The sequence below is a fragment of the Ruegeria sp. HKCCD6119 genome (assembly GCF_013110585.1).
Classification (GTDB): Bacteria; Pseudomonadota; Alphaproteobacteria; order Rhodobacterales; family Rhodobacteraceae; genus Ruegeria.
In genome coordinates this window covers 113,043-138,434 of record NZ_WVQV01000003.1, presented here as the reverse complement: position 1 = coordinate 138,434, position 25,392 = coordinate 113,043, and the positions used below count along the sequence as shown (strand labels likewise).

General features: G+C 59.0%; 25 protein-coding genes and 1 riboswitch. Of the genes, 8 read left to right on the top strand and 17 right to left on the bottom strand.

The window, feature by feature from the left end; all coding sequences use genetic code 11:
• Positions 1 to 152 precede the first annotated feature (152 nt).
• The 3 genes from GS611_RS10630 to GS611_RS10620 are packed head-to-tail and all read right to left on the bottom strand — an operon-like array spanning position 153 to position 2,629.
• The gene (locus GS611_RS10630) at positions 153 to 551 is read right to left on the bottom strand and encodes a (deoxy)nucleoside triphosphate pyrophosphohydrolase (RefSeq protein ID WP_171635455.1); all 399 of its coding nucleotides are present in this window, start codon (positions 549 to 551) and stop codon (positions 153 to 155) included.
• Positions 548 to 1,774, bottom strand: coding sequence for a bifunctional glutamate N-acetyltransferase/amino-acid acetyltransferase ArgJ (gene argJ / locus GS611_RS10625; RefSeq protein WP_171635454.1), 1,227 nt, complete (start codon positions 1,772 to 1,774; stop codon positions 548 to 550). The genes GS611_RS10630 and argJ overlap by 4 nt, the downstream gene beginning before the upstream one ends.
• A gap of 6 nt (positions 1,775 to 1,780) precedes the next feature.
• The gene (locus GS611_RS10620; RefSeq protein ID WP_171635453.1) at positions 1,781 to 2,629 is read right to left on the bottom strand and encodes a peptidylprolyl isomerase; all 849 of its coding nucleotides are present in this window, start codon (positions 2,627 to 2,629) and stop codon (positions 1,781 to 1,783) included.
• Between the two features lie 176 nt (positions 2,630 to 2,805).
• Here GS611_RS10620 and secA point away from each other — a divergent pair, with 176 nt between their 5' ends.
• The 3 genes from secA (at position 2,806) to GS611_RS10605 (ending at position 8,121) form a co-directional block, all read left to right on the top strand.
• The gene (secA, locus tag GS611_RS10615; protein WP_171635451.1) at positions 2,806 to 5,523 is read left to right on the top strand and encodes a preprotein translocase subunit SecA; all 2,718 of its coding nucleotides are present in this window, start codon (positions 2,806 to 2,808) and stop codon (positions 5,521 to 5,523) included.
• A gap of 99 nt (positions 5,524 to 5,622) precedes the next feature.
• Positions 5,623 to 6,540 (top strand): hypothetical protein, encoded by a 918-nt coding sequence (locus GS611_RS10610; RefSeq protein ID WP_171635448.1) that lies wholly within the window; start codon positions 5,623 to 5,625, stop codon positions 6,538 to 6,540.
• Positions 6,541 to 6,564: 24 nt separating this feature from the next.
• The gene (locus GS611_RS10605; protein ID WP_171635446.1) at positions 6,565 to 8,121 is read left to right on the top strand and encodes a phosphate ABC transporter substrate-binding/OmpA family protein; all 1,557 of its coding nucleotides are present in this window, start codon (positions 6,565 to 6,567) and stop codon (positions 8,119 to 8,121) included.
• A gap of 3 nt (positions 8,122 to 8,124) precedes the next feature.
• Here the strand turns inward: GS611_RS10605 and radC are convergent, their stop codons facing one another.
• From radC to dnaK, 13 genes are all read right to left on the bottom strand, one after another.
• Positions 8,125 to 8,880: a DNA repair protein RadC gene (radC, locus tag GS611_RS10600; protein ID WP_171635444.1), complete on the bottom strand. Its 756-nt coding sequence runs from the start codon at positions 8,878 to 8,880 to the stop codon at positions 8,125 to 8,127.
• Positions 8,881 to 8,915: 35 nt separating this feature from the next.
• Positions 8,916 to 9,650, bottom strand: a complete 735-nt coding sequence (locus GS611_RS10595; protein WP_171635442.1) for an ABC transporter permease — start codon at positions 9,648 to 9,650, stop codon at positions 8,916 to 8,918.
• The gene (locus GS611_RS10590; RefSeq protein ID WP_171635439.1) at positions 9,647 to 10,375 is read right to left on the bottom strand and encodes an ABC transporter ATP-binding protein; all 729 of its coding nucleotides are present in this window, start codon (positions 10,373 to 10,375) and stop codon (positions 9,647 to 9,649) included. Before GS611_RS10590 ends, GS611_RS10595 begins: the two co-directional genes overlap by 4 nt.
• Positions 10,372 to 11,046 (bottom strand): thiaminase II, encoded by a 675-nt coding sequence (gene tenA, locus GS611_RS10585; protein ID WP_171635437.1) that lies wholly within the window; start codon positions 11,044 to 11,046, stop codon positions 10,372 to 10,374. The genes GS611_RS10590 and tenA overlap by 4 nt, the downstream gene beginning before the upstream one ends.
• Complete coding sequence (locus tag GS611_RS10580) at positions 11,043 to 11,978, bottom strand: ABC transporter substrate-binding protein (protein WP_171635434.1); 936 nt, start codon at positions 11,976 to 11,978, stop codon at positions 11,043 to 11,045. Before GS611_RS10580 ends, tenA begins: the two co-directional genes overlap by 4 nt.
• Positions 11,979 to 11,998: 20 nt before the next feature.
• Positions 11,999 to 12,964, bottom strand: a complete 966-nt coding sequence (locus tag GS611_RS10575) for a HesA/MoeB/ThiF family protein (protein WP_171635432.1) — start codon at positions 12,962 to 12,964, stop codon at positions 11,999 to 12,001.
• Positions 12,961 to 13,557, bottom strand: a complete 597-nt coding sequence (locus GS611_RS10570) for a thiamine phosphate synthase (protein WP_171635430.1) — start codon at positions 13,555 to 13,557, stop codon at positions 12,961 to 12,963. Before GS611_RS10570 ends, GS611_RS10575 begins: the two co-directional genes overlap by 4 nt.
• Entirely contained in the window at positions 13,554 to 14,318 is a 765-nt protein-coding gene (locus GS611_RS10565; RefSeq protein WP_171635428.1) for a thiazole synthase, read from the bottom strand. Before GS611_RS10565 ends, GS611_RS10570 begins: the two co-directional genes overlap by 4 nt.
• Positions 14,319 to 14,320: 2 nt before the next feature.
• On the bottom strand, positions 14,321 to 14,515 hold the full coding sequence (thiS, locus tag GS611_RS10560) for a sulfur carrier protein ThiS (protein ID WP_171635425.1): 195 nt from the start codon (positions 14,513 to 14,515) through the stop codon (positions 14,321 to 14,323).
• Complete coding sequence (thiO, locus tag GS611_RS10555) at positions 14,499 to 15,476, bottom strand: glycine oxidase ThiO (protein ID WP_171635422.1); 978 nt, start codon at positions 15,474 to 15,476, stop codon at positions 14,499 to 14,501. The genes thiS and thiO overlap by 17 nt, the downstream gene beginning before the upstream one ends.
• Positions 15,473 to 16,276, bottom strand: a complete 804-nt coding sequence (gene thiD, locus GS611_RS10550) for a bifunctional hydroxymethylpyrimidine kinase/phosphomethylpyrimidine kinase (protein WP_171635419.1) — start codon at positions 16,274 to 16,276, stop codon at positions 15,473 to 15,475. The genes thiO and thiD overlap by 4 nt, the downstream gene beginning before the upstream one ends.
• A 44-nt stretch (positions 16,277 to 16,320) precedes the next feature.
• A riboswitch (TPP riboswitch) is annotated at positions 16,321 to 16,426 on the bottom strand.
• Positions 16,427 to 16,664: 238 nt separating this feature from the next.
• On the bottom strand, positions 16,665 to 17,813 hold the full coding sequence (gene dnaJ / locus GS611_RS10545) for a molecular chaperone DnaJ (RefSeq protein ID WP_171635418.1): 1,149 nt from the start codon (positions 17,811 to 17,813) through the stop codon (positions 16,665 to 16,667).
• A 74-nt stretch (positions 17,814 to 17,887) separates the two neighbouring features.
• Positions 17,888 to 19,795 carry a molecular chaperone DnaK gene (gene dnaK, locus GS611_RS10540; RefSeq protein WP_171635416.1) on the bottom strand — a complete coding sequence of 636 codons (1,908 nt, stop codon included), beginning with the start codon at positions 19,793 to 19,795 and terminating at the stop codon, positions 17,888 to 17,890.
• A 212-nt stretch (positions 19,796 to 20,007) separates the two neighbouring features.
• Here dnaK and GS611_RS10535 point away from each other — a divergent pair, with 212 nt between their 5' ends.
• Positions 20,008 to 20,610: an alpha-ketoglutarate-dependent dioxygenase AlkB gene (locus GS611_RS10535; RefSeq protein ID WP_171635415.1), complete on the top strand. Its 603-nt coding sequence runs from the start codon at positions 20,008 to 20,010 to the stop codon at positions 20,608 to 20,610.
• On the opposite strand, the gene GS611_RS10530 is transcribed toward GS611_RS10535, so the two are convergent.
• Positions 20,607 to 21,431: an ABC transporter permease gene (locus tag GS611_RS10530; RefSeq protein WP_171616598.1), complete on the bottom strand. Its 825-nt coding sequence runs from the start codon at positions 21,429 to 21,431 to the stop codon at positions 20,607 to 20,609. The genes GS611_RS10535 and GS611_RS10530 overlap by 4 nt on opposite strands.
• Positions 21,432 to 21,553: 122 nt before the next feature.
• Between GS611_RS10530 and cysQ the strand changes: the two genes are divergently transcribed.
• The 4 genes from cysQ (at position 21,554) to GS611_RS10510 (ending at position 25,256) form a co-directional block, all read left to right on the top strand.
• Positions 21,554 to 22,351, top strand: a complete 798-nt coding sequence (cysQ, locus tag GS611_RS10525; RefSeq protein WP_171635414.1) for a 3'(2'),5'-bisphosphate nucleotidase CysQ — start codon at positions 21,554 to 21,556, stop codon at positions 22,349 to 22,351.
• The gene (locus GS611_RS10520; RefSeq protein ID WP_171635413.1) at positions 22,351 to 23,151 is read left to right on the top strand and encodes a manno-octulosonate cytidylyltransferase; all 801 of its coding nucleotides are present in this window, start codon (positions 22,351 to 22,353) and stop codon (positions 23,149 to 23,151) included. Before cysQ ends, GS611_RS10520 begins: the two co-directional genes overlap by 1 nt.
• A gap of 70 nt (positions 23,152 to 23,221) precedes the next feature.
• Entirely contained in the window at positions 23,222 to 24,205 is a 984-nt protein-coding gene (gene galE, locus GS611_RS10515) for a UDP-glucose 4-epimerase GalE (protein WP_171635411.1), read from the top strand.
• Positions 24,206 to 24,212: 7 nt separating this feature from the next.
• The gene (locus GS611_RS10510) at positions 24,213 to 25,256 is read left to right on the top strand and encodes a glycosyltransferase family 2 protein (RefSeq protein ID WP_171635408.1); all 1,044 of its coding nucleotides are present in this window, start codon (positions 24,213 to 24,215) and stop codon (positions 25,254 to 25,256) included.
• Positions 25,257 to 25,392 lie beyond the last annotated feature (136 nt).

The window sequence follows — 25,392 nt, the reverse complement described above, 5'->3', positions numbered from 1 at the left end:
CTGAGCCAATTCTATCTCTCCTCCCCATCCGGCCCCGGGTCGGGCCGGAACGGCGTCGCCGGGTCAGACCGGAACGCTGCTGCCCCGATTAAGGACAAGGAGGACGATCAGCGTCAACTTTTTCGTGATGTTTTCTCAATTCTTACGAATTGTTACAGCCAATCCCGCAAAATCGGAATCAGCGGCACATCCGCCGCCGGCATCGGAAAGTTCCGCAGGTCATTCGCGCGCACCCATTTCAGCGCCTGGCCCTCTTTCGACTGCGGAATACCCTCCCATTTGCGGCAGGCGAACAGCGGCATCAGCAGGTGGAAATCATCATAGCTGTGGCTGGCAAAGGTCAGCGGTGCAAGGCACGAGGCCCAGGTGTCGATGCCCAGTTCCTCGTGCAATTCCCGGATCAGGGCGGCCTCGGGGGTTTCGCCGGGCTCGATCTTGCCGCCGGGGAATTCCCACAGTCCGGCCATGGATTTGCCTTCGGGACGTTGGGCCAGCAGCACGCGGCCCTCGATGTCGATCAGGGCAACAGCAGAGACTAACACGGTTTTCACGAGCGATAATCCGCGTTGATCTCGATATAGCCGTGGGTCAGATCACAGGTCCAGACGGTGGATTTCCCTTCGCCCAGCCCCAGATCGACCGCAATCACGAGGTCCTGACCTTTCATATAGGCGGCGGTGGCGTCTTCGCGATAATCCGGGCTGACCCAGCCGTTCTCGGCCACAAGAATATCACCGAAGGAAATGCTGAGCTTGTCGCGATCCGCCGCCGCGCCCGACTTGCCGATGGCCATGACGATGCGGCCCCAGTTCGGGTCTTCACCGGCGATGGCGGTTTTCACCAGAGGGGAGTTGGCGATGGCCAGACCGTGGGTCTTGGCGTCAGCGTCCGAGGCGGCTCCGGTCACGCGGATTTCCACGAATTTCGTGGCGCCTTCCCCGTCACGCACCACTTGTTGCGCGAGGTCCAGCATCACTGTTTCCAAAGCCCGTGCAAAAGCGGCATCGCCGGTGGCATCAACGCCCGAAGATCCGGTCGCACACAGCAGCAGACTGTCCGAGGTCGAGGTGTCGCTGTCCACAGTAATGCAGTTGAAGGTGCGATCTGTCTGGGCGCTCAGCATTTCCTGCAACGCCGATTGCTCAACCTGTGCGTCGGTGAAGATATAGACCAGCATCGTCGCCATGTCTGGCGCGATCATTCCAGAACCCTTCGCAATCCCTGCAATAGAGACTGTTTTGCCACCGATTTCGACCTGTGCGCTCGCCCCTTTGGGAAACGTGTCCGTCGTCATGATCGCTCGCGCGGCATCTTCGATGGCATGGCGGCTGAGGCCGGATTTCAACGCTTCAAGCTGCGATATGATGCGATCATGTGGCAGCGGTTCACCGATGACACCGGTGGATGACGTAAAGACCCGTTCGACGGGGACGCCGGTCGCTTTGGAAACGGCCTGTGTCACCTCGGCAACCGATGTCTGGCCATAGTGGCCGGTGAACGCGTTCGCATTGCCCGAGTTCACAAGGATCGCCGCAGGTCCATCACTGGGGCCTCCTATTTTCTTCTGACAATTCAGAACCGGTGCCGCGCGGGTGGCCGAGCGGGTGAAGACACCCGCCACCGACGTGCCCGGATCAAGAACAGCCAGCATGACATCCGTGCGACCCTGATAGCGCACACCCGCTTCGACGGTGGCAAAACGCACACCGTCAATCGCAGGCAGTTCAGGGAAAGACGCCGGCGCCAGCGGCGATACCTTCGTGATCGTGGCCACTGGTCTTTACTCCTGAATCAGGTCCAGCTGGCGCATGATCTCGGGGCCTGCGCCTTCCAGCGCGGGGCGTTCGATCTGTGCCTGCTGCGTCAACTCGTCGATCCGCGCCTGAATGGCATCTTGCTGGATCGTTTGGGCCAGCTCATCGCGCACCGCGTCCAGTTCGGGGGCTTCGGTTTTGCGCTTGTCGTTCAGCTTGACCAGATGCCAGCCAAACTGAGTTTGCACCGGATCCGACACCTGCCCTTTTTCCAGCGCGATCACGGCTGCCTCGAATTCAGGTACCATCTGGCCTTTTCCGAACCATCCCAACGCGCCACCATTCGGACCGGACGGACCGGTCGAGTTCTCGCGGGCAAGTTCCGCAAAATCTGCACCATCATCAAGCTGAGTCTTGAGCGCTTTGGCTTCTTCTTCCGATTCCACCAGAATATGGCTGGCGTCGAATTCGTCTTCACCCGCAAAATCATTGAAACGCGCATCGTAAGCGGCCTGAATGGCTTCCTCTGTGACGAGATCGTTGGTCAGAGCCGCGACCGTCTGAACCGCCTGAAGCGACCGCTTTTCATTGTCGAGTGTCAGCGCGTTCCGCATGTTCAGGCCATCCTGTTGCTGTCCCAGCAATTGCTGCTGGATCAGCTGTTCCAGAATGAAATCGAACAGCACGTCGTCTTCCGCCTGCTGATATTGCGGTGGCAGAGAAGCGACGGTGGCGATCACGTGACCCAATGTGATCTCATCCCCGTTTACCCGAGCGACCACGGTCGACGCATCCGGCTGGGTTTCGGCGGCCAGCGGCAGGGCCATCACGGCGGCCAGGGCCAGCGATGGCAGAAAAGTGAGACCTTTGGGCATTGAATCATCCTATTTTCTTGCCGCGACAGGGCGCGGCGTTGACACTCTGGAACCTGCCGCTTACATCGCTTTGAAGCCTTGGACAGGGCCGCCTTTCACCCCCCGTATCTATGGGTTGCGCGCAAGGTGGGCAAGCCTGTCGCAACCACGAAAAGAACAGATCCTCTGGAGTGAACATGCTGGGACTCGGAACGCTCGCCAAAAAGGTGTTCGGAACACCGAACGACCGCAAGATCAAGGCGACCCGCCCTCTGGTCGAAAAGATCAATGCGCTGGAACCAGAGTTTGAAACGCTTTCAGATCAAGGTCTGATCGACAAGACCGAAGACCTGCGCAAGCGCGCACTGGATGGCGAAAGCCTGGACGACCTGCTGCCCGAGGCCTTTGCCAACGTACGCGAGGGCGCCAAGCGCGCACTTGGCCTGCGGGCCTTTGACGTGCAGCTGATGGGCGGCATTTTCCTGCATCAGGGCAACATCTCGGAAATGAAGACGGGCGAAGGCAAGACTCTGGTCGCCACCTTCCCGGCCTATTTGAACGCGCTGACCGGCAAGGGCGTGCATGTTGTCACGGTGAACGAATACCTGGCCAAACGTGACGCGGAATGGATGGGTAAGGTGTTTGCGGCCGTAGGCATGACAACTGGTGTGATCTGGTCCGGCCAGCCCGACGCGGAAAAACTGGCCGCGTATTCCTGTGACATCACGTATGCCACCAACAACGAGCTGGGTTTTGACTATCTGCGCGACAACATGAAGGCGGATCTAGAGCAGGTTTACCAGAAACACCACAACTTTGCGATTGTGGACGAGGTCGACTCGATCCTGATCGATGAAGCGCGGACACCGCTGATCATCTCGGGTCCCGCGCAGGACCGGTCGGATCTGTACACCGCCATTGATGGCCTGATCCCGACGCTGAGCGACGATCATTACACCCTGGATGAAAAATCGCGCAATGTGACCTTTACCGATGAAGGCAACGAATTTCTTGAGGCACAGCTGCTTCAGGCCGGCCTGATTCCCGAAGGCCATTCCCTGTATGATCCGGAAAGCACCACCGTTGTGCATCACGTCAACCAGGCGCTGCGTGCACACAAGCTGTTCCAGCGCGACAAGGATTACATCGTGCGCGACGGCGATGTCGTTCTGATCGATGAGTTCACCGGCCGCATGATGCCGGGCCGTCGCCTGTCCGAAGGTCTGCATCAGGCGATCGAAGCCAAGGAAAAGGTTCAGATCCAGCCGGAAAACGTCACATTGGCCAGCGTGACATTCCAGAACTATTTTCGCCTGTACGACAAACTGAGCGGCATGACCGGCACCGCGTTGACCGAGGCCGAAGAATTTGCCGAGATCTACGGTCTGGGCGTGGTCGAAGTTCCGACCAACCTGCCGATTGCCCGTATCGACGAAGATGATCAGGTCTATCGTACGGCCGCCGAAAAATACGATGCGATGATCGCCGAGACGAAAAAGGCGCAGGAAAAGGGCCAGCCGGTTCTGCTGGGGACCACGTCGATCGAAAAATCCGAACTGCTCAGCCAGATGCTGACCAAGGAAGGCATCAAGCACAACGTTCTGAACGCCCGCCAGCACGAGCAAGAGGCACAGATCGTTGCCGATGCCGGTCGTCTGGGTGCGGTAACCATCGCCACCAACATGGCCGGTCGCGGCACCGACATTCAGCTTGGCGGCAATGTCGAGATGAAGGTCCTGAAAGCGATTGCCGAGAATCCAGACGCGGATCCGTCCGAGCTGCGGGCCGCCGAAGAAGCACGCCACGCCGAAGAAAAAGACAAGGTTCTGGCTGCTGGCGGCCTTTACGTTATGGCATCGGAACGCCACGAAAGCCGCCGCATCGACAACCAGCTGCGCGGTCGTTCCGGTCGTCAGGGCGACCCGGGCCGAACGGTATTTTACCTGAGCCTCGAGGATGACCTGATGCGCATCTTCGGCTCGGAACGGCTGGACAAGGTATTGACCACGCTGGGCATGAAAGAAGGCGAGGCGATCATTCACCCCTGGGTGAACAAGTCGCTGGAACGCGCGCAGTCCAAGGTCGAAGGCCGCAACTTTGACATGCGCAAGAACGTTCTGAAGTTCGACGACGTGATGAATGACCAGCGGAAGGTGATCTTCAGCCAGCGCCGCGAAATCATGTCTGCAAACGACCTGTCCGAGATCGTCTCGGATATGCGCGAACAGGTGATTGACGACCTGATTGACGAATACATGCCGCCGAAATCCTATGCTGATCAGTGGGATACTGAGGGTCTGCACGAGGCGATAAAGGACAAGTTGAACATGGACGTCCCGGTTCAGGACTGGGCCGCCGAAGAAGGCGTGGATGACGAGCAGGTGCGCGAACGTCTGATCAAGGCCGCGGATGAGATGATGGCCCAGAAGGCCGTCGCCTTTGGCCCTGAAAACATGCGCAACATCGAAAAACAGGTTCTGCTTCAGACCATTGACAGCAAATGGCGCGAGCATCTGCTGACCCTGGAACACCTGCGCTCGGTCGTTGGGTTCCGCGGTTATGCCCAGCGCGATCCTCTGAACGAATACAAGAACGAAAGCTTCCAGCTGTTCGAAAGCATGCTGGATTCGCTGCGCGAGACCGTGACACAGCAATTGTCGCGCGTACGTCCGCTGACCGAAGAAGAACAGAAAGAAATGCTGGCGCAGATGGCCGGGCAGCAGGCTCAGGCACAGGAGGCCGTGGACAAGGCCGCGAAACAGGCCGAAGCCAAGGCCGAGGCTGCGGCCTCGGGTGATGCGCTTCCGGGGTTCGACGAAATCGATCCATCGACCTGGGGCAACCCGTCGCGAAATGATCCGTGCCCGTGTGGCTCGGGCAAGAAGTTCAAACACTGCCATGGCCGACTGACCTAACGTTACCCGCCGAATCCACAATGTGTTCGTCTTGCGGCCACAAATTGGCCGCGATTCGTGGCGAATGTGCGATTTGCTCCTTCAACTGGGGAGGGTGTCTTGTTTGTAGTTCGAAACTACGTGACCATGTGCGGCACGGTCGCTTGTGCTTTGGGCATAGGCTACCTGATGCAGAACGGACCAACCGCGCAGCCTGCGAACGCGGGGGGTAGTGTTGATGTTGCCTCGGCATCTCAGCAATCCTCGGTTCTGTCGGGGTTGGATGCTATCGTACTGACTTCGGCTCCGGCGCCTGACGCAGATTTCGGGGCGGCAGCGCCCGAACCTCGCGCAGTTCCGTCAGCACCAAAAACAACGGATTGCAACATCAGCGCGCGCGCCGTCGCCGTCCCCGGCGCCATGGCACACCTGTCGCTGCGGGCACCCTGCCACCGAAACGAACGCGTTGAAATTCATCACAGCGGCCTGACGGTCAGCCAGAACACCGACGATTCCGGTGCCTTGAACATGTCCATCCCGGCACTGTCGGAATACGCGATTTTCCTGATTTCATTCGAAGATGAAACAGGCACGGTCGCCACCACTCACGTGACCGACATTGCCGAATATGACCGCGTCGTCCTGCAATGGCAGGGTGATACCGAGTTGCAGATTCACGCGCTGGAATTCGGGGCAAGCTATGGCAACAGCGGCCATGTGTGGAATGATTCCTCGGCAAATGGCGCAGGAGAGGTTCTGCGCCTGGGCCAGACGGGTCTGGGTCGTGCCAAGAATATCGAAGTATATTCCTTTCCGACGGGCGCGTCGGATCGGTCCGGCAGCATCGACCTGACGGTCGAAGCCGAAGTGACCGAATCCAACTGCGGGCAAACGCTGAATGTGCAGGCGCTGGAACTTCTGTCAGATAGCCGCCTGCGGTCGCGCGACATGTCCCTGACCCTGCCGGATTGTTCACAGGCCGGTGAGTTTCTGGTGTTGAATAATCTGCTCTCAGACCTGACAATCGCGGCAAAGTAATCCGCAGGCAGGCTCGACTCTCTTATGACTTTCTTTCGTGCGGCTGTGACCGCGCTGTTTACCGTTGCAGGTGCGACCTGTGCAATGGCGCAAGACATCACACTGACGTCTCATGACGGCAAGGTCGAAGTAACAGGCAACCTGCTGGGCTTCGACGGCGAATTTTACCGCGTTGATACGCAGTTCGGTGAGTTGACCGTTGATGGCTCGGGCGTCACCTGCGACGGACCTGCGTGCCCCAGCCTGACGGATTTCGTAGCCGAGTTGCGGTTTTCCGGATCGTCTGTCATGGCCGAAACGGTCCTGCCCGCCCTGATCATCGGGTTTGCGCAGCAGGAAGGCTTGACCGCAACGCCTGCCCGCGTGGATTCTGACACCTTCGTCTATGAGCTTTTTCAGTCAGGCCGTGACGCCCCGTTGGCGCGGTTCTACTTTGACGTCGGGACCACGGATCGCGGCTTCGCCAAGTTGATCGGGAATCAGACAGATATCGTGATGGCCCTGCGCGAAGTACGCGAGGCAGAGCGGGATGCAGCCGATGCCGCGGGGCTGGGTGATTTGAAACGGGCCCGGCGATCCAGGGTTGTTGCATTGGACGCAATGGTTCCGGTGGTGGCATCCGATAGTGTGATGCGTCAGATTTCGCTGGCCGACTTGGCCCGCATTCTGTCAGGTGAAGTGAAGAACTGGGTGGACCTGGGCGGGCCGGATGCTCCGATCGCATTGCATGTGCCGGATCCGGGATCGGGGCTGGCGCAGGCTGTCGAGGATCAGGTATTGAAGACCGCTGGCGTGGAACTGACCGATACCGCAATCCGTCATATTCGAACGAGCGATCTGGCCAAGGCCGTGGCAAAGGACCCGTTTTCCATCGGAATCGCCAGCAAAGCGACAGCCGACAATACCCGAGCCCTGCCGTTGACCGGAGGGTGTGGGCATCCGCTGGCCGCCACCCGTCAATCGATCAAGACCGAAGATTATCCGTTGAACCTGCCGATGTTTCTGTATCTGCCCGAACGCCGCCTGCCGCGGATTGCACGGCAATTTCTGGCCTTTAGCCTAAGCCCCGGGGCCCAGATGGCCATTCGTGACGCAGGTTATGTGGATCAATCGCCTGAAACCTTGCCGGTTGGCGTACAGGGCGACCGGCTTGCCAATGCCATCGCCACCGGAGGGCCCGAAGTTGGGCTAGACGAGCTTCAGCGCATGATCGAAACGCTGCGCCCGCTGTCGCGCCTGTCCCTGTCGGTTCGGTTCGAGCCCGGATCATCCCGTCCGGATGCGCAGTCACGTTCCAATATTCAGCAACTGGCACATATGCTTGACGCCGGCACATTGAAGGCGCGCAAGCTGGTGTTTGCCGGTTTCAGCGACGGGGATGGCGGGGCCGCCGCCAACGCCCGCATTGCCCTGCGACGTGCACAGACGGTACGAAACGCGGTTCTGGCCGCAGCCGAGACATCGATATCAGACAGTATCGAGGTGGTCGCGGAAGGGTTTGGCGAAGCAATGCCGATGGCCTGTGACGACACCGAATGGGGCCGCAAGGTCAACCGCCGGGTTGAAATCTGGGTGCAGTGAAGCTCACAGATACCCTTCGGACCGAAAGCTCAACTCGGTCGATTTTCCAATGATCAGGTGGTCGTGCAGGGTCAGGCCCAAGGCCGAACAGGCATCCTGAATACGGTTGGTCATGTCGATATCCGACTGCGAGGGCGTCGGATCACCCGACGGGTGATTGTGCACCAGAATCAGGGCCGAGGCATTCAGTTCCAGCGCTCGTTTGGCAACCTCGCGCGGGTAAACCGGCACGTGATCCACGGTGCCTTTGGCCTGTTCCTCATCCGCGATCATTACGTTCTTGCGATCCAGATAGAACACGCGAAACTGTTCGATCTCACGATGCGCCATGGTGGTGTGGCAATAATCCAGTAGCGCATCCCATCCCGAGATCACATGCCGCTGCATCACCCGGGCGCGGGCCATCCTGTGGGCGCAGGCCTCAAGAATTTTCAGGTCGGTAACCACGGTATCGCCAACGCCCTTGATCTGGCGCAGCCGTTCCTCGGGCGCGGTCAGGACACGATTGAAATCACCAAAAGTGTCCATCAGCGCCCGCGCCAGTGGCTTTACATCCTGCCGGGGAATGGATCGGAACAGGACCAGTTCAAGCAGTTCGTAATCCGGCATCGCCGCCGATCCGCCGGTCCTGAACCGTTCGCGCAGCCGCTTGCGGTGGTCTTTTATGTAGGAGGGTAACCGGCCAGAGGGCAGCGGCTGCGCCGGCGCTTCGTCCGTATCAAACAGCATCGGGGCTTCGGCAAAGGCGTCCTGTGTCATGGGCGCACCCTGACCCAGAATCGGTTTCTGATTGGTTAACGCACCTCACCCGCCATGCGTGCCGTGGCCCGGCGGACAATCATGTGCAGAAGGATCGAGAATACGCCCAGGGTCAGCATCGCGGCAAACATGAGATCGGTCTTGGCACGTCCATTGGCCAGCAGCATCAGATAGCCCAGCCCCTGCGACGAGCCGACCCATTCGCCGATCACCGCTCCGATCGGGGCATAGACCGCCGCCAGCCGCATCCCCGACGCCAGCGACGGCAGAGCGGCCGGAATACGGATATGCCACAATACGGCGCGCTTGCTGGCCTGCATCGTTCGGGCCAGATCCAGATACCCCGACGGGGTGCGCATAAGCCCGTCAAAAAAGGATGAGGTGATCGGGAAATAGATGATCAACACCGCCATGGCGACCTTGGACCACAGCCCATAGCCCAGCCATAGCGTCAGCAACGGCGCCAATGCGAATACCGGCAGAGCCTGCGTGAACACGAGCATCGGCTGCACCAGGACCCGCGCCGCCCGCGAATTCGCCAGTTGCAACGCAGTGACGACACCCAGCAGCGTTCCGCATGCCAGACCGATCACCACTTCGGTCGCTGTGATCCAGGTATGCTCGGCGATCACCCAGCGGTTCTGCCACCAGGTTTCGGCCACGACGGCGGGTCCGGGCAGGATGAACTTCGGCAACCCGGTCAGGGTCACGATGCCCTGCCAGATCAGCAAGGCAAACAAAGTTGCGGCCAGTGCAGAAAAATACTTCATGCCACGCCCTCGCGGAGAAGACGCAGCAAGGCACCCTGGGTTTCCAATGTCTCCAAATCATCCACGCGGCGCGGGGCCTGGGCCCGGGGCGGTTCGCACTGCGTCAATCCGTGTTCGGTCATCACCACGATGGATTGCCCCAGACGCGCGGCCTCTGCGGGATCATGGGTCACAAGAAGGACGGTGCGACCGTGCAATGCTTCAGCGGCCAGATCCTGCATGTCAGCGCGGGTGCGCGCATCAAGGGCCGAAAAGGGCTCGTCCAGCAAAACAACGGGGCGATCTTCCATCAGTGTCCGGGCCAGGGCGACACGCTGACGTTGCCCGCCGGACAACGCATTGGGCTTCTTGTTCATGTGATCCTGCAACCGCATACGCTCGATCAGGCGGTCACGTCGATCAAGATCAACGTTTTCCCCGCGCAGACGCGCACCCAGCGAGACATTCTGCGCGACGGTTGCCCAAGGCAAAAGAAGATCATCCTGCGCCATGTATGCGACACGCTCAGCCACAGGCAAGCCATCACTGGCCGTGATCCGTCCAGCGAAGACAGCCCCGGTCTCGAGCCCCGCAATCAACCTCAGAACCGTGGTTTTTCCCACGCCCGAACCGCCCAGCAGGCATGTCCACGCCCCGGCCCCTAGGGTCAGGGACAACGGCGCAAACAGGGTCGCGCCGTCGATCGTGGCAGTGCCGTTGATGGTCAGTTCGGGCGCAGGTGTCATGGCGTCAAACCCATCTGCCAGAAGTCGACTTCAAGCTCTGTCGCCTTGCGGAAGGTCTGGCACAGTCGATCCCAGCGTGGCGAACCCTGAAAATCAGCCCCAATACGTCTTGTTAGAGCCTGATCCAGCAACTCGCCAACCGCCACACATGCGGCTTGGTAATCTTCGCCGGCATAAGTGTCGATCCAGCCGCGATATGTCTCGGACGTTGCCTCGGCGGACAGGCGCGTACCGATCTCACCATACCCCATGACGCAAGGAACAAGGGCCGCCAGCAGGTCCAGAAGATCTCCGCTGTAGCCTGCTTCCAGGACAAACCGGGTATAGGCCAGATTCTCGTGTCGCTCTGGCGTGGCAAACAACTCTGCCTGCGAGATACCTTCCGCCGCGCAGATACCGATATGCAGTTTCATCTCTTCGCTGATCAAACCGTTCACAGTTCGCGATGCGGCAAGCATTTCTTCATGCGTTTCTGATTTCACCACGGCCAGCGCCCAGGCACGTGAGAAGTGGATCAGAAACACATAATCCTGCCGCAGATAGTGCAGAAACGCCTCGCGTGGCAGCGTTCCGTCTTTCATGCCCTCTACGAAGGCGTGGCGGGTGTAATCCCGCCACGGATCCGCCGCAGCATCGCGCATCAGCGCAAAGGCTTTGCCATAATTGCTCATTGCGCGGTCACGTCGATGGTGATGTCACTGACCGGAAGGACGCTGTCGATCATCCCGCTTTCGTTCAGGAAGGTTTCGAACCGGGCATAACGACCGGCATCAAAACCTGCCGGACGCAGCGCAAAGCGCGGCAGTGTATCGACCCAGGCGCGGGCATTCAGCTCGTCCTGAAGTTCAGGCGAGGTCGCCGCGAAGATTTCCCAGCTTTTTTCCGGATTATTGACGATAAATTGGGTCGCTTTTTCAGTCGCGGCGAGGAACCGGGCGATCTTGTCCTTGTCCATCGTTTCCGGATTGGCGACATAGATCAGTTCATCATAAGACGGAACGCCCTCTTCCTCGATATAGAAGCAGGTGCCGGGACGACCTTCGATATCCATCTGGTTCAGTTCGAAGTTGCGATAAGCGCCAATCACCGCGTCCACCTGACCGGTCATCAGCGACGGCGAGAGGGAAAAGTTGACATTGATCAGCTCGACATCGCCCAGCGCAACATCGTATTTGCCCAGAACGGTGCCAAGGATGGCTTCTTCGACCCCCGCGACCGAGAAGCCGATTTTTTTACCCTTGAGGTCAGCAGGCGACTTGATCGGCCCGTCTTCCAGCACCAGAAGACAGTTCAGCGGCGTTGCAACCAATGTGCCGACACGCTTCAGAGGCAGGCCCTCGTGAATCTGCAAGTGCAATTGCGGCTGGTAAGACACCGCCAGGTCGGCTTGGCCGGCAGCCACCAAACGGGGCGGGGCGGACGGGTCGGCGGGCGGAACGATCTCGACCTCAAGCCCTTGTTCAGCAAAATAGCCGTTTTCCTGCGCCACGATGATAGGACCATGGTCAGGGTTGATGAACCAGTCCAGCAGGACGGTCATTTTGTCTTCGGCCCATGCCGGCGCGGCGGCCAGAAGGGCGATGGCTGTCATCAGCTTTTTCATATCTCGCGTTTCCCTTTTCTTCACGAGGTTGAGGCCGCGACGAGGACAATCTCGCCCGGCCAATCTGGTTGAATTTGTTCTGCGGCACGCCATGCCCGCAAACCGGTGGCACAGCACAGAGCCAGCCTTTTTCCTCCATTAGGGTCTATTTCGCGCAAATTATCCGGCGAAATGCGCGTCGCGTTCGAATGGATGGGAACAGGGGCTTCCTGCGAACTGCGCAGCTCGATGATCTGATCCGTGCCCTTCAGCTGGCTTGCGGACAGAAAGCGAAAGCAGTTGCCGGGCTCGGGTGCGTCATCAAAGCGAAACCCGGTGCTGCGCAGGGTTCTTGCGTCATATTGAACCAACTGCCCAAGGGGTGAGGGATCAAGTCCAAGGATCAAGCTGAGCGCCATCTGCGCCTGCATCGCCCCGATCACGCCAACCACGGGGCCCAGAACCCCCGCAGTGGCGCAGCTGGCGCCACTGTCCGGTGCATCGGGAAATACAGCGCGCAGCGATGGGCCCCCGCCGCAGAAACCGCCCACATAACCCGAAAGCCCCAGCACCGAGGCGCTGATCAAAGGTTTGCCCTGCGCCAGACACGTGTCCGACAGGATGTAGCTGGCCGCGTAGCTGTCGGCACAATCCAGAATGATATCGGCTTGCGACACCGAACCGGGCGCATTTTCACTGGTCAGAGCCTGATTCAGACCGATGACATCGGTGTCATCATTCAGCGCGCGGCAACGGGCGGCGGCGGTTTCCGCCTTGGGTTGCCCGCAATCGGCCTCGGAGAAAAACGTTTGACGGTGCAGGTTCGACAGATCGACGGTATCCCCGTCCATGACCGTGATCCGCCCCACCCCGGCCCCTGTCAAAAGTGGCAGAACCGGTGCAGCCAGACCGCCCGCACCAACGACCAGAACACGGGCCGCTGACAAGCGTGCCTGCCCCTGTGCCCCGACTTCGGGCAAAAGCGTCTGGCGGGCATATCGACTCATCGTGTGACCTCGATCCACGCGCGCACCCGTTCTTCGGGGTCGGGGTTCAGGGTGATATCCGTGACTGCCGAGACAATGTCCGCCCCGGCCTTCAGCACACCGGCTGCGCGCTCGACACTCATGCCGCCAATACCGACCAAGGGAATATCACCAACCCGCGCCTTCCATTCCGTTACGCGGGGCAGGCCCTGCTGGTGCCATTTCATCTTTTTCAGGATGGTGGGGTAGACCGGGCCCAGTGCCACGTAATCGGGATCCATGGCCAGCACACGCTCAAGCTCATCGTCGTCATGGGTGGAAACGCCCAGTTTCAGACCCGCTTTTCGGATGGCTTTTAGGTCGGCGTCGTCCAGATCTTCCTGCCCCAGATGGATCCAGTCGCAGCCCAGATCGATCGCGTGTTGCCAATAGTCATTGATCACCAGAACCGCCCCATGGTCGCGGCACAATTCGCGTGAGACTGCGATCTGGTCGCGCACCGCATCGTCTGGCTGATCCTTTATGCGCAGCTGCACCAGCTTGACGCCCAGCGGCAACATCCGCCGCAGCCAGTCCGAGTGATCAAAGATCGGATAGAAACGGTCCAGCGTCATGACAGGAAGGCCTTTCCAACAACAGGAGTAGAGGGTTCCGCCATATCGCGCGGCTCGATCGGGTCGGCCTGATGGGCCAATTGCCCGGCAAGGGTAGCCTGCGCCATCGCCTTGGCCATCAGAACCGGATCTCCGGCACGGGCCACAGCGGTGTTCAGCAGAACCGCGTCAAAGCCCAGCTCCATCGCGCGGGCCGCGTGGCTGGGCAAGCCGATACCGGCGTCCACCACCAGGGGAATATCAGGAAATTCGGCCCGCATCGCACGCAGGGCGTATTCGTTGTTCAGCCCGCGTCCTGACCCGATCGGTGCGCCCCAGGGCATCAGCACCTCGCATCCTGCTTCCAACAGGCGTTCGCCCACGATCAGGTCATCGGTGGTGTAGGGAAACACCTCGAACCCATCCTCGGTCAGAATGCGGGCGGCTTCTACCAGTTGGAAAACGTCCGGTTGCAGACTGTCCGTATGTCCGATGAGTTCCAGCTTGATCCATCGGGTCTCGAACACTTCGCGGGCCATATGGGCGGTCGTCACGGCCTCTTTCACCGTATGGCAACCGGCCGTATTGGGCAGGATCAGAACTCCCAATTCGCGGATCATGTTCCAAAAGGTCTGGCCTGCACCCGCTTCACGCCGCAAGGATACAGTGGCAACGCCTGCACCGCTTTCGCGAAACGCCTGTTCCAGAATGGCCGGGCTTGGATATTGCGCCGTGCCCAGCATCAGTGAGTTGGGCAGTTCAGTGCCGTAAAACGTTTTCATCTTCAGCCCCCCTGCATCGGTGCGACGACCTCGACCCGGTCACCTTCGGCCAGCTTGTGAGCGACGCGCAGGCTTGAGGGTACGAATTCTTCGTTCACGGCGGTGGCCACACGGCCCGAGAAACCGCATTCGTCCAACAATTCCGACAGGGTTTCGGCGCGCACCTCGCGCGTCTCGCCGTTAAGCACGATCTTCATCTACCATCTCCGAATGTGTGTTGTTCAGCGCCAGATCCGCAACACCCCGCGCCAGCGCCGGTGCCAACAGATATCCGTGGCGATAAAGCCCGTTGGCATAGATCGTGCGGCCCAAACGCCGGATGCGCGGTAAGTTGTCGGGAAAGGCGGGGCGCAGATCGACGCCTATCTCCAACACTTCGGCTTCACCAAAAGCCGGGTTCACGGCATAGGCCGCGCTGAGCAATTCCAGCATCGAACGGGCGGTAATGCGGCTGCTATCCTCGGATTCGATCATGGTCGCACCCAGCATGTAGACGCCGCCGCCGCGCGGAACGATATAAAGCGGCATTCGCGGGTGCAGCAAACGAACCGGGCGCGTCAGCTCCACGTCAGGGCATCGTATGACCAGCATCTCACCCTTCACGCCGCGCAGATCATCAAGGTATTCGCGGGCGTGAAGGCCACGGCAGTCAATTGCATTCTCCAACTGGGCGGGCGCCAGCTTCCGGTGGAACACGACGCCCTGGCTTTGCAGTTGACGATACAGATCTTGCAGCGCCTGACGCGGATCAACATGGGCTTCGCGTTCGAAGAACAGGCCTTGGCCAAACCCCGTCAGATCAGGCTCTAATTCAGATATTTCTGCCCGTTCGACCTTGGTGAACTCTTTTGTTCGACGCGCAAATCGGCGCAGGTCCGGCACATCACGGGCACTTGCGACAACAAGCGTTCCCCGCTGGGTCACTTTGGTGCGTTGGGCCCACCATTCCATCGCGGACTGCCCCAGACGCAACACCGGTTCTTCCGCGTTTTCATATTCGCACCAAGGTGCCAGCATTCCTCCGGCCCACCATGAACACCCATGCGGGCCCGGTGGCCCGCCGGGGTCGAATATCTGCACTTTTGCACCGCGCGACACCAGTTCGCTGGCAACGGCAAGACCGGCAACCCCTGCCCCTATGACAGACCAAAGCGTCACGAGGGCCAAACCCGGTGGAAATGATGCACCGGCCCGTGCCCAGCGCCGACATTCAACTCATCCGCGCGCGCGATGGCCCCTTGCAGATAGTCATGCGCCTGCGCAACTGCGTCCTTCAGGGTCAGTCCCCTGGCCAAACCGGCGGTGATGGATGACGACAGGGTGCATCCTGTTCCATGGGTGTTTTTCGTATCCTGACGTGGGGCCTGAAACTCGGCCATGACACCCGACGGATCGATCAGCAAATCGTGGCAGATATCACCTGACCCGTGTCCGCCTTTCATCACGACTGCACCCGCACCCAAGGCGCACAATGCCCGGCCCTGTTCTGCCATCAGCTCACGCGTTTCTGCCGCTGGCATGTTCAGCAGGCACGCCGCCTCAGGCAGATTCGGCGTAAGAACAGTCGCCGTTGGCAACAACACATCGCGCAGCGTCCGGACCGCCTCTTGCTCCAACAGAGCGTCGCCGGATTTTGCAATCATAACCGGATCAAGAACCACGGGACCGTCGAACGCCGCCAGGCCCCTGGCGACCGTATGAATGATCTCAGGTGTCCCAAGCATGCCGATTTTAACGGCCCTGACGTCAAGATCGTTCAGAACCGCGTCGATTTGGGCGGAAATCACATCCAGCGGAATTCCATGCACAGCGGTGACAGCTTGCGTGTTCTGCGCGGTAACGGCGGTGATGACACTTGCGCCAAAAACACCCAGCGCCGACATTGCCTTCAGGTCAGCCTGAATGCCCGCGCCGCCGCCACTGTCGGATCCTGCTATGGTCAGGGCAATTGCCACCATGTCGTTGCTCCATCTTCTATGGGCAACGGAGTAGAGAAAACGTCTGTGTTCAAGAGACCGTTCCCTACGCCGGAATTGCCCGGATCAGGTTCGATGGGTTAACGCGGTTGCGTCTCTCAGCCCTGTCAAAGGGCACCCCAACGGTTGAAGCGGACAATCTCAGGGTCGAGGGCCGGAATCAAGACTCAATTTTCCAGATGTATTGCCACTTTCAGCTTTCTGCTAAGGCCAAAACTGCATGTTTAGGACAGTGACATGCGAGGCTCTGCCTCGCGCTCCGGGATATTTTTCGCCAGATGAATACAGGGTCCCTTGCTTCATCTGGCTGAAAATATCCCGGGGGAGTCGCCCAAAGGGCGGCGGGGGCAGAGCCCCCGTTTCTGGTCGTTCAGCCTTTCATGCCATCCCAGAAAGACTTGACGGACGAAAAAAAGCTTTTTGATTCCGGATGGTTGTCTTCACCCAGATCATCAAACTCGCGCAGAAGTTCTTTCTGGCGGCTGGTCAGGTTGACCGGGGTTTCTACGGCCAATTCAATGAACATGTCACCCACGCCACCGCCGCGCAACGCAGGCATGCCTTTGCCGCGCAGGCGCATTTGCCGACCCGACTGGCTTCCGGCCGGAATCTGAACACGGCCGCGACCGCCATCGATGGTCGGAACCTCGATCGATCCGCCCAGCGCCGCCTTGGCCATGCTGACCGGCACGCGGCAGTAGAGGTTCACGCTGTCGCGTTCGAACAATTTGTGCTCGGCCACTTCGACGAAAATATACAGATCGCCCGGAGGGCCGCCGCGCATTCCGGCCTCACCTTCGCCTGCCAGACGTATTCGCGTTCCGGTTTCGACACCGGCAGGAATGTTCACCGACAAAGCGCGGTCTTTTTCGACCCTGCCGGCCCCCTGACAGGATTTACAGGGGTTCTTGATGATCTGACCCAGTCCCGAACAAGTGGGGCAAGTCCGTTCCACCGTAAAGAAGCCCTGTTGTGCCCGCACTTTCCCCATGCCCGAACAGGTGGGGCAGGATGTGGGTTCAACGCCACCTTCAGCCCCGGTACCTTCGCAGGACGAACACGCCACGGCCGTTGGCACGTTGATGGTTTTTTGCAGGCCCGAGTAGGCTTGTTCCAGCGTCACACGCAGGTTGTAGCGCAGGTCCGAGCCGCGCGCGGCGCGACGTCCGCCGCCGCCCCTTTGACCACCCATGAAATCACCGAACAGGTCGTCAAATACATCCGAAAATGCACTGGAGAAGTCGCCTTGACCGCCAAAGCCGCCACCGGGGCGGCCACCGCCGCCCATGCCGTTTTCAAATGCAGCATGGCCAAAGCGATCGTAAGCCGCCTTCTTTTCGGCATCGCGCAGCACGTCGTAAGCCTCGTTGGCTTCCTTGAACTGCGCCTCGGCATCCGGGTTGTCCTTGTTGCGGTCTGGGTGCAGCTCTTTGGCTTTCCTACGAAAACCCTTCTTGATCTCATCCGCCGAAGCGCCCTTGGACACGCCGAGCACTTCGTAATAGTCGCGTTTTGACATCAGTGTTTCCTTCCGCCTCAACGTAAATAGGCCGGCCCGGCATCCGGACCGGCCCATACTGGCCCGGTTACCCGTTACTTACGCTTGTCGTCGTCGAGGTCTTCGAACTCGGCGTCAACGATGTCATCGTCGCCTGGTGCAGCGTCTGCGGCAGCAGGTTCCTCTTCGCCTTCTTCGGCTTGCGCCTTATAGATGGCTTCGCCCAACTTCATCGCGGCTTCGGTGACGTTCTGGATGCCCGACTTGATCTTGTCGGCATTTTCGGTTTCCAGCTCGTCCTTCAGCGCGGCGATCGCCAACTCGATGGCTTCGATCGTGGTCGGGTCGACCTTGTCGGAATGCTCTTCCATCGACTTTTCGGTCGAATGAATGAGGCTTTCCGCCTGGTTCTTCGCCTCGATCAGCTCGCGGCGTTCCTTATCGGCTTCCGCGTTCTCTTCGGCGTCCTTGACCATCTTTTCGATATCCTCATCGGACAGCCCGCCCGATGCCTGGATGGTGATCTTCTGTTCTTTGCCAGTGCCTTTGTCTTTGGCCGAAACCGAGACGATGCCGTTGGCGTCGATGTCAAAAGTCACCTCGATCTGAGGCATGCCGCGCGGTGCCGGCGGGATGTCTTCAAGGTTGAACTGACCGAGGATCTTGTTGTCCGCAGCCATTTCACGCTCACCCTGGAACACGCGGATGGTCACGGCGTTCTGGTTGTCCTCGGCGGTCGAGAAGACCTGAGACTTCTTGGTCGGGATCGTGGTGTTGCGGTCGATCAGGCGGGTGAACACGCCACCCAGCGTTTCGATACCCAGCGACAGCGGGGTCACGTCCAGCAGAACCACGTCTTTGACGTCGCCCTGAAGAACACCGGCCTGAATGGCGGCGCCCATGGCAACCACTTCGTCCGGGTTCACGCCCTTGTGCGGCTCTTTGCCGAAGAATTTGGTGACCTCTTCGATCACTTTCGGCATCCGGGTCATACCACCGACCAGAACAACTTCGTCCACGTCAGCAGCCGACAGACCCGCGTCTTTCAGAGCGGCCTGGCACGGTTTCAGCGACTTCTTGATCAGGTCCGACACCAGCGATTCCAGCTTGGCACGGGTCAGTTTCATGACCATGTGCAACGGCTGACCGTTGGCGCCCATCGAGATGAAGGGCTGGTTGATCTCGGTCTGCGAGGTCGAGGACAGTTCGATCTTGGCTTTTTCAGCGGCTTCTTTCAGACGCTGCAGGGCCATCTTGTCGGCAGACAGATCGACACCGTGTTCCTTTTTGAACTCATCCGCCAAGTAGTTGACGATGCGCATGTCAAAGTCTTCACCACCCAGGAAGGTGTCGCCGTTGGTCGACTTAACCTCGAACAGGCCGTCGTCGATTTCCAAAATGGTCACGTCGAAGGTACCACCACCCAGGTCATAAACCGCGATGGTTTGGGTTTCTTCCTTGTCCAGACCATAGGCCAGCGCAGCCGCTGTCGGTTCGTTGATGATCCGCAGCACTTCCAGACCGGCGATTTTACCGGCGTCTTTGGTGGCCTGACGCTGGGCGTCGTTGAAATATGCCGGAACGGTGATAACCGCCTGCGTGACATCTTCGCCCAGATAGCTTTCGGCGGTTTCCTTCATCTTGCCCAGAGTGAAGGCCGAGATCTGGCTCGGGGAATACTTTTCACCGCGGGCTTCAACCCACGCATCACCATTGCCGCCATTCACGATGGAATACGGCACCATTTTCTTGTCTTTTTCGACTTCTGCATCATCCACGCGACGACCGATCAGACGTTTGACGCCAAAAATCGTGTTGTCGGGGTTGGTGACCGCCTGACGTTTTGCAGGCTGACCGACCAGTCGCTCATCTTCGGTGAAGGCGACGATCGAAGGCGTGGTCCGCGCCCCTTCGGCGTTTTCGATGACCTTCGGCTGCGAGCCTTCCATGATGGCCACGCAGGAGTTCGTGGTTCCCAGGTCAATCCCGATTACTTTTCCCATTTTTGCAATCCCTTTCTCTTCAAGGCGATGTCCCGAGGGTCGGACCCTTTATGGCATCCCACCCCCGATCTGATGTGCGCGACAGCACTACCATCGCGCGTCCCGGCGTATATAAGGGCGAGGCAAGAGGCCTGCAAGCACCGTAGAGTGCAGGTTTTCGGGAATTTGAGGTCTTTTTTGGCAAGAAATTGGAAAGGTTTGGGGTTTCCGGAATGACGCGAGTTGTCTTGCGAGGGTTCGAAATCAGGAAAGGCTATATTGACCCTGCTGCCCAGGCACGGCTGATCGCGGCTCTTCGACCGATTCTGAAAGCGGCACCCTTATTTCGACCCGTCACGCCTTCGGGCAAAGAGATGTCGGTAAGAATGACCTCGGCCGGGGATCTGGGATGGGTGACCGACAAGGCAGGCTATCGCTATCAGGACAAGCACCCGAAAGGCGGGGTCTGGCCTGAAATCCCCACGAACATTCTTGATATCTGGCACGATCTGGTCAGCACCGAGCGCGCACCGGATTGCTGTTTGATCAACTACTACGGGGAAGGCGCCAAAATGGGCCTGCATCAGGACAAGGACGAGGCAGATTTTTCCTGGCCCGTTCTGTCGGTTTCCCTGGGCGATGACGCCCTGTTCCGGATTGGGAACACGACCCGTGGCGGCAAGACCGAGTCGATCTGGCTCGGCTCGGGCGACGTGGTAGTGATGGGCGGCCCGGCACGATTGGCCTATCACGGAGTCGACCGGATCAGATACGGATCATCCCGGCTGTTGCCAAAAGGCGGACGGATCAACTTGACGCTGCGGGTCGCATGTTAGCGGCGCGCGTTCCAGCTTTGTGAAACATGCTGGCGCGTGAAAAACTCAGCCATCAAACCGATCATCAACAAAGCTATCCCGACCCATAGCGCGTATTCCCAACTTGTGTTTCGCGGAAAGTAGTTTCGGAAGATGAAGCCCCGGCACTGGTCGATAATATGAAACAGCGGGTTCCAGGCGAACATCATCAGCAATCCGCCGCCCAGCGTGTTTGCGACGAACATCTTTCCCGAAAACACCATGTTCAGGCGACGGTAGATATTGGTGAGCATTCCCACAGTCGTCGGAAACCAGGGTTTCATCGCCATGAACACCAAACCCACGGCGCATCCGGTAAACCAGGCCAATATCAGCATCGCGAAAGCACCGCCGGGATCCTGCACCTCGATCGGGGCGACCGCGACGCTGTAGATGAACAGGATCACGAACATAGCCAGCAGTTGCTTGTAAAGAATACCGAGCGCCGCAGACAGGATCGTCACCATCACATTCATCGGCGAATGGAGCATCATCGGATTGTTCGCGGACCCAACCCCTGAAATCGCGCCTATTGACTGGATGTGCAGCATGAAGGGGAACACGCCGGACAGAACATACAGCAGAAACTCGCCCCTGATCTTTGGAATTCCGCCTCGGCCCATCAGTGACATGAGCAGGTAGAAAGTGGTTCCCATCACCACAAGCTGCAAAACATTGATCAGGATGGCGACTATTGCATTCGGATGTTGCGAGCGCACCTTTCGCACGGTGGCATGGAATACCAGCTCAGCCGTCGTGAAAGCGCCGCCCAGCAGCGTTTGGTTGCGCTTGAAATAGAACATTCAAAGGGTCTTTTCTGCTTCGTCGCCTCTAAACTGGCATGAATATCTTGCCGTTCCGTAACCGCCGCATCATAAGTCGATCGCGATTTTGGATCAACAAACCACAGGAACGGAGCTTTTTTGTGACCTACGATGCGCTTATTCCCGTCATCCGGCGACTGGCTCTGGAGGCAGGCGACAAGATCATGGAAATCTACGAGGCGGATGATTTCGATGTCAAAGTCAAATCCGACTCCAGCCCTGTGACCGAGGCAGACGAAGCCGCTGACGCATTGATTTCGGCAGGCTTGCGTGCGGCATTCCCGGATATTCTTCTGATCACCGAAGAACAGGCCGCTTCGCATTCGGAAAAAGGCGATACTTTCCTCATTGTTGATCCGCTGGACGGCACCAAGGAATTCATCAACCGTCGCGGCGACTTTACCGTCAACATCGCGCTTGTCGAAAACGGAGTGCCAACCCGGGGAGTGGTCTATGCCCCGGCGCGGGGTCGTATGTTCTTCACGCTGGCTGATGGCCGCGCGGTCGAGGAAACGGGCGCTTTCGACAAAAGCGAGACCGGTCCTTTGACGCCCATATCAGTCTCTGAACCGGATAATTCCGGGCTTTTGGTCGTGGCGTCGAAGTCCCACAGGGATCAGGCCACCGAGGACTACATCAACAAATATCATGTGAAGGACAGCAAAAGCGCGGGTTCGTCGCTCAAGTTCTGTCTGGTTGCCACGGGCGAAGCGGATATCTATCCGCGCGTCGGGCGCACGATGGAATGGGATACGGCGGCAGGCCACGCGGTACTGGCCGGAGCCGGTGGCCAGGTTGTGCGTTTTGACGACCATACTCCGTTGGTTTATGGCAAGGATGGCTATGCAAATCCGTTCTTTATTGCTTACGCTCCGGGTGTTGAACTGAAGGAAGCCTGATGTCCGTTCTGATTGCCATTCCCGCCCGTTACGCCTCGACCCGCTATCCCGGCAAGCCACTGGTTCCCCTGACCGGCGCAAAAGGCGCATCCATGACACTGATCGAACGGTCCTGGCGTGCAGCCATGTCAGTCTCGGGTGTCGATCGCGTTGTTGTTGCGACGGATGATGAGCGCATTCGCGACGTGTCCGAGGGCTTTGGGGCCGAGGTCGTGATGACCTCGGAAAACTGTCAGAACGGCACCGAACGATGCGCCGAGGCGCATGAGGTTCTGGGTGGCGGGTATGAAATCATCGTCAACCTGCAAGGCGACGCTCCGCTGACCCCGCATTGGTTTGTCGAAGATCTGGTTTCCGGCCTGCGCGCCGCCCCGAATGCCGGTGTTGCGACCCCTGTCCTGCGCTGTGACGGCAGTGCGTTGAACAGTCTGCTGAACGACCGCAAGCATGGCCGTGTAGGTGGCACGACGGCAGTGTTCGGACGCGATCACAGTGCGATGTACTTCTCGAAAGAGGTTGTTCCCTTCACGTCGCAGACATACGCCGGCGATGAAGCGACACCCGTGTTTCACCATGTCGGCGTTTACGCCTATCGGCCCGACGCTCTTGCGGCGTATCCGGGCTGGCCAGCCGGGCCTCTGGAACAGCTGGAAGGCCTGGAACAGCTCAGGTTCATGGAAAACGGGCGCAAGGTTCTGTGCGTCGAGGTCGAGGCAAGGGGCCGTCAGTTCTGGGAGCTGAACAACCCGCAGGACGTGCCCAAGATCGAAGAGATGATGGCAGCCATGGGGCTGGAGTGACGTCTTTTCCCCATGACTCTGACGGCGCCCCTGTAGAAACTGTGCCTCAACCAGCCCCAATGGATATGCCATGAAGACAATTCTTGTCACCGGTGGTGCCGGGTATATCGGCTCACATGCCTGCAAGGCGCTTGCGCAGGCAGGTTACCTTCCTGTGACCTACGACAACCTGATCACGGGTTGGCAGGATGCGGTGCAATTTGGCCCTTTTGAACAGGGCGACCTTTTGGACCGGGACCGCCTGGATGAGGTGTTCGCGAAACACAAGCCAGATGCGGTGATGCATTTCGCGGCGCTCAGCCAGGTTGGCGATGCCATGCGCCAGCCCGGCGTGTATTGGTCGAACAATGTCACGGGCTCGCTGACTCTGATTGAAGCAGCCGTCGAGGCCGGCTGTCTGGATTTCGTATTTTCGTCCACATGTGCAACGTATGGCGAGCACGACAATGTGGTTCTTGATGAATCCACGGCGCAGTATCCTCTGAACGCCTACGGGGCATCAAAACGCGCGATCGAAGATATCCTCAAGGATTTCGAGGCGGCTCATGGGCTGCGCCATGTCATCTTCCGGTATTTCAACGTTGCAGGTGCAGACCCCGAAGGAGACGTGGGCGAGTTTCACCGCCCCGAAACCCATCTGATCCCGCTGATGTTGGACGCGATTGACGGCAAGCGGGACGGTCTGACCGTCTTTGGCACAGATTATGATACGCCCGACGGCACCTGTATCCGCGATTATGTACATGTTTGCGATCTGGTAGATGCGCATATTCTGGGGCTGGGCTGGCTGGAACAGGGCAAAGGCAGCCGTGTCTTCAATCTGGGCACCGGGTCCGGGTTTTCCGTTCTTGAGGTGATCGAGCAATCCAGGTCCGTCACCAACCGTCCCGTGCCGTATACAGTGGGCCCTCGTCGGGCAGGAGATTGCACCAAGCTGGTATCTGGTTCTGTGCGGGCTGAAAATGAACTGGGATGGAAGCCAAAAAGATCTACGTTAGAGACGATGATCGCAGACGCCTGGCGCTGGCACCAGATCGGCCACTACGAAAAATGAGGACCCGGTGACATCCAGCTTTGCTTTGACACTTCCCCGGATCGGATGGGCACGGAAGTACAGGTTGCGCTGGAAACGCCGGCGGCTGCTCTGGAGGTCGCTGCGCAGCCGACATCAGTTGACCCGCCAGAAGGATCAGACATCCCGAATCCAGCGGGGTGACATATTGGCCTTTGTCACCTTGCGCAATGAAATCATCCGCCTGCCCTGGTTCTTTCGTCACTATCGCGCCTTGGGCGTCGATCATTTTCTGATCGTCGACAACGGCAGCGACGATGGATCATCCGAGTATCTGCAAGATCAACCGGATGTCTCGGTGTGGAGAACCTATTCCAGCTATCGTGGATCGCGGTTTGGCCTGGACTGGCTGACCTGGTTGCAGATGCGCTATGGCCACCGCCACTGGTGCCTGATGGTGGATGCGGATGAACTGCTGGTCTATGCCCACTGCGACACCCGGTCCCTGCATGACCTGACAACCTGGCTGGACCTGCACGGGAAGATCGGGTTCGGGACGCTGATGCTGGACCTCTATCCCAAGGGCCCCTTGGGTGATGCGGCTTATGACCCGGACACCGACCCCACAAATCTGCTGTGCTGGTTCGATGCAGGACCGTATCGCGCGCAGCGGCAAAGTCCGATGGGCAATCTGTGGGTGCAGGGTGGCGCGCGGGAACGTATTTTCTTTTCGCAAACCCGGCAAAGATCACCCACGCTGAACAAGATCCCGCTGATGCGCTGGTCCCGGCGCTATGCCTATGTGAACTCATGCCATTCTGCCCTGCCGCGCCGCCTGAACGAAACCTATGATGGCCCGGGCGGCGATACCCCGTCGGGCTTGTTGCTGCACACGAAGTTCCTGCCGGACGTTATCGAGAAATCCAATACCGAAAAGCAGCGACGGCAACATTTTCATGATCCGGACCAATTCGGGCCATACTACGATGGGATAATCAACCAGCCGGACATGTGGACCCCACAATCGGTGCGCTACACCGGGTGGAGCCAGCTGGAACAGTTGGGTCTGATGAACGGCGGAGGCTGGGATTGAAAACGAAAACAAGGGCATCAACCGCACGTTTACAGTTTGCGGGTTTTAAAGACGTTGCGTCAGAAGATGCAAAGATGGCATAAACCGGTAATGCCATGTCGTGCCAACTGTCACGGCTGGTTCGGGGAAAGCTCGC

Excerpts from the sequence above, each read along its gene's own strand:
- GS611_RS10570 (WP_171635430.1), bottom strand. The coding sequence starts at position 13,557 with ATGACGCTGGACCGTTTCTATCCGATCTTTGATCACTCGGACTGGCTG.
- GS611_RS10575 (WP_171635432.1), bottom strand. The coding sequence starts at position 12,964 with ATGAGTCGATATGCCCGCCAGACGCTTTTGCCCGAAGTCGGGGCACAG.
- GS611_RS10620 (WP_171635453.1), bottom strand. The coding sequence starts at position 2,629 with ATGCCCAAAGGTCTCACTTTTCTGCCATCGCTGGCCCTGGCCGCCGTG.
- thiD (WP_171635419.1), bottom strand. The coding sequence starts at position 16,276 with ATGGTGGCAATTGCCCTGACCATAGCAGGATCCGACAGTGGCGGCGGC.
- GS611_RS10565 (WP_171635428.1), bottom strand. The coding sequence starts at position 14,318 with ATGAAAACGTTTTACGGCACTGAACTGCCCAACTCACTGATGCTGGGC.
- GS611_RS10590 (WP_171635439.1), bottom strand. The coding sequence starts at position 10,375 with ATGACACCTGCGCCCGAACTGACCATCAACGGCACTGCCACGATCGAC.
- GS611_RS10535 (WP_171635415.1), top strand. The coding sequence starts at position 20,008 with ATGACGCGAGTTGTCTTGCGAGGGTTCGAAATCAGGAAAGGCTATATT.
- GS611_RS10595 (WP_171635442.1), bottom strand. The coding sequence starts at position 9,650 with ATGAAGTATTTTTCTGCACTGGCCGCAACTTTGTTTGCCTTGCTGATC.
- thiS (WP_171635425.1), bottom strand. The coding sequence starts at position 14,515 with ATGAAGATCGTGCTTAACGGCGAGACGCGCGAGGTGCGCGCCGAAACC.
- GS611_RS10530 (WP_171616598.1), bottom strand. The coding sequence starts at position 21,431 with ATGTTCTATTTCAAGCGCAACCAAACGCTGCTGGGCGGCGCTTTCACG.
- secA (WP_171635451.1), top strand. The coding sequence starts at position 2,806 with ATGCTGGGACTCGGAACGCTCGCCAAAAAGGTGTTCGGAACACCGAAC.
- radC (WP_171635444.1), bottom strand. The coding sequence starts at position 8,880 with ATGACACAGGACGCCTTTGCCGAAGCCCCGATGCTGTTTGATACGGAC.
- GS611_RS10520 (WP_171635413.1), top strand. The coding sequence starts at position 22,351 with ATGTCCGTTCTGATTGCCATTCCCGCCCGTTACGCCTCGACCCGCTAT.
- dnaK (WP_171635416.1), bottom strand. The coding sequence starts at position 19,795 with ATGGGAAAAGTAATCGGGATTGACCTGGGAACCACGAACTCCTGCGTG.
- dnaJ (WP_171635418.1), bottom strand. The coding sequence starts at position 17,813 with ATGTCAAAACGCGACTATTACGAAGTGCTCGGCGTGTCCAAGGGCGCT.
- galE (WP_171635411.1), top strand. The coding sequence starts at position 23,222 with ATGAAGACAATTCTTGTCACCGGTGGTGCCGGGTATATCGGCTCACAT.
- tenA (WP_171635437.1), bottom strand. The coding sequence starts at position 11,046 with ATGAGCAATTATGGCAAAGCCTTTGCGCTGATGCGCGATGCTGCGGCG.
- GS611_RS10605 (WP_171635446.1), top strand. The coding sequence starts at position 6,565 with ATGACTTTCTTTCGTGCGGCTGTGACCGCGCTGTTTACCGTTGCAGGT.
- GS611_RS10580 (WP_171635434.1), bottom strand. The coding sequence starts at position 11,978 with ATGAAAAAGCTGATGACAGCCATCGCCCTTCTGGCCGCCGCGCCGGCA.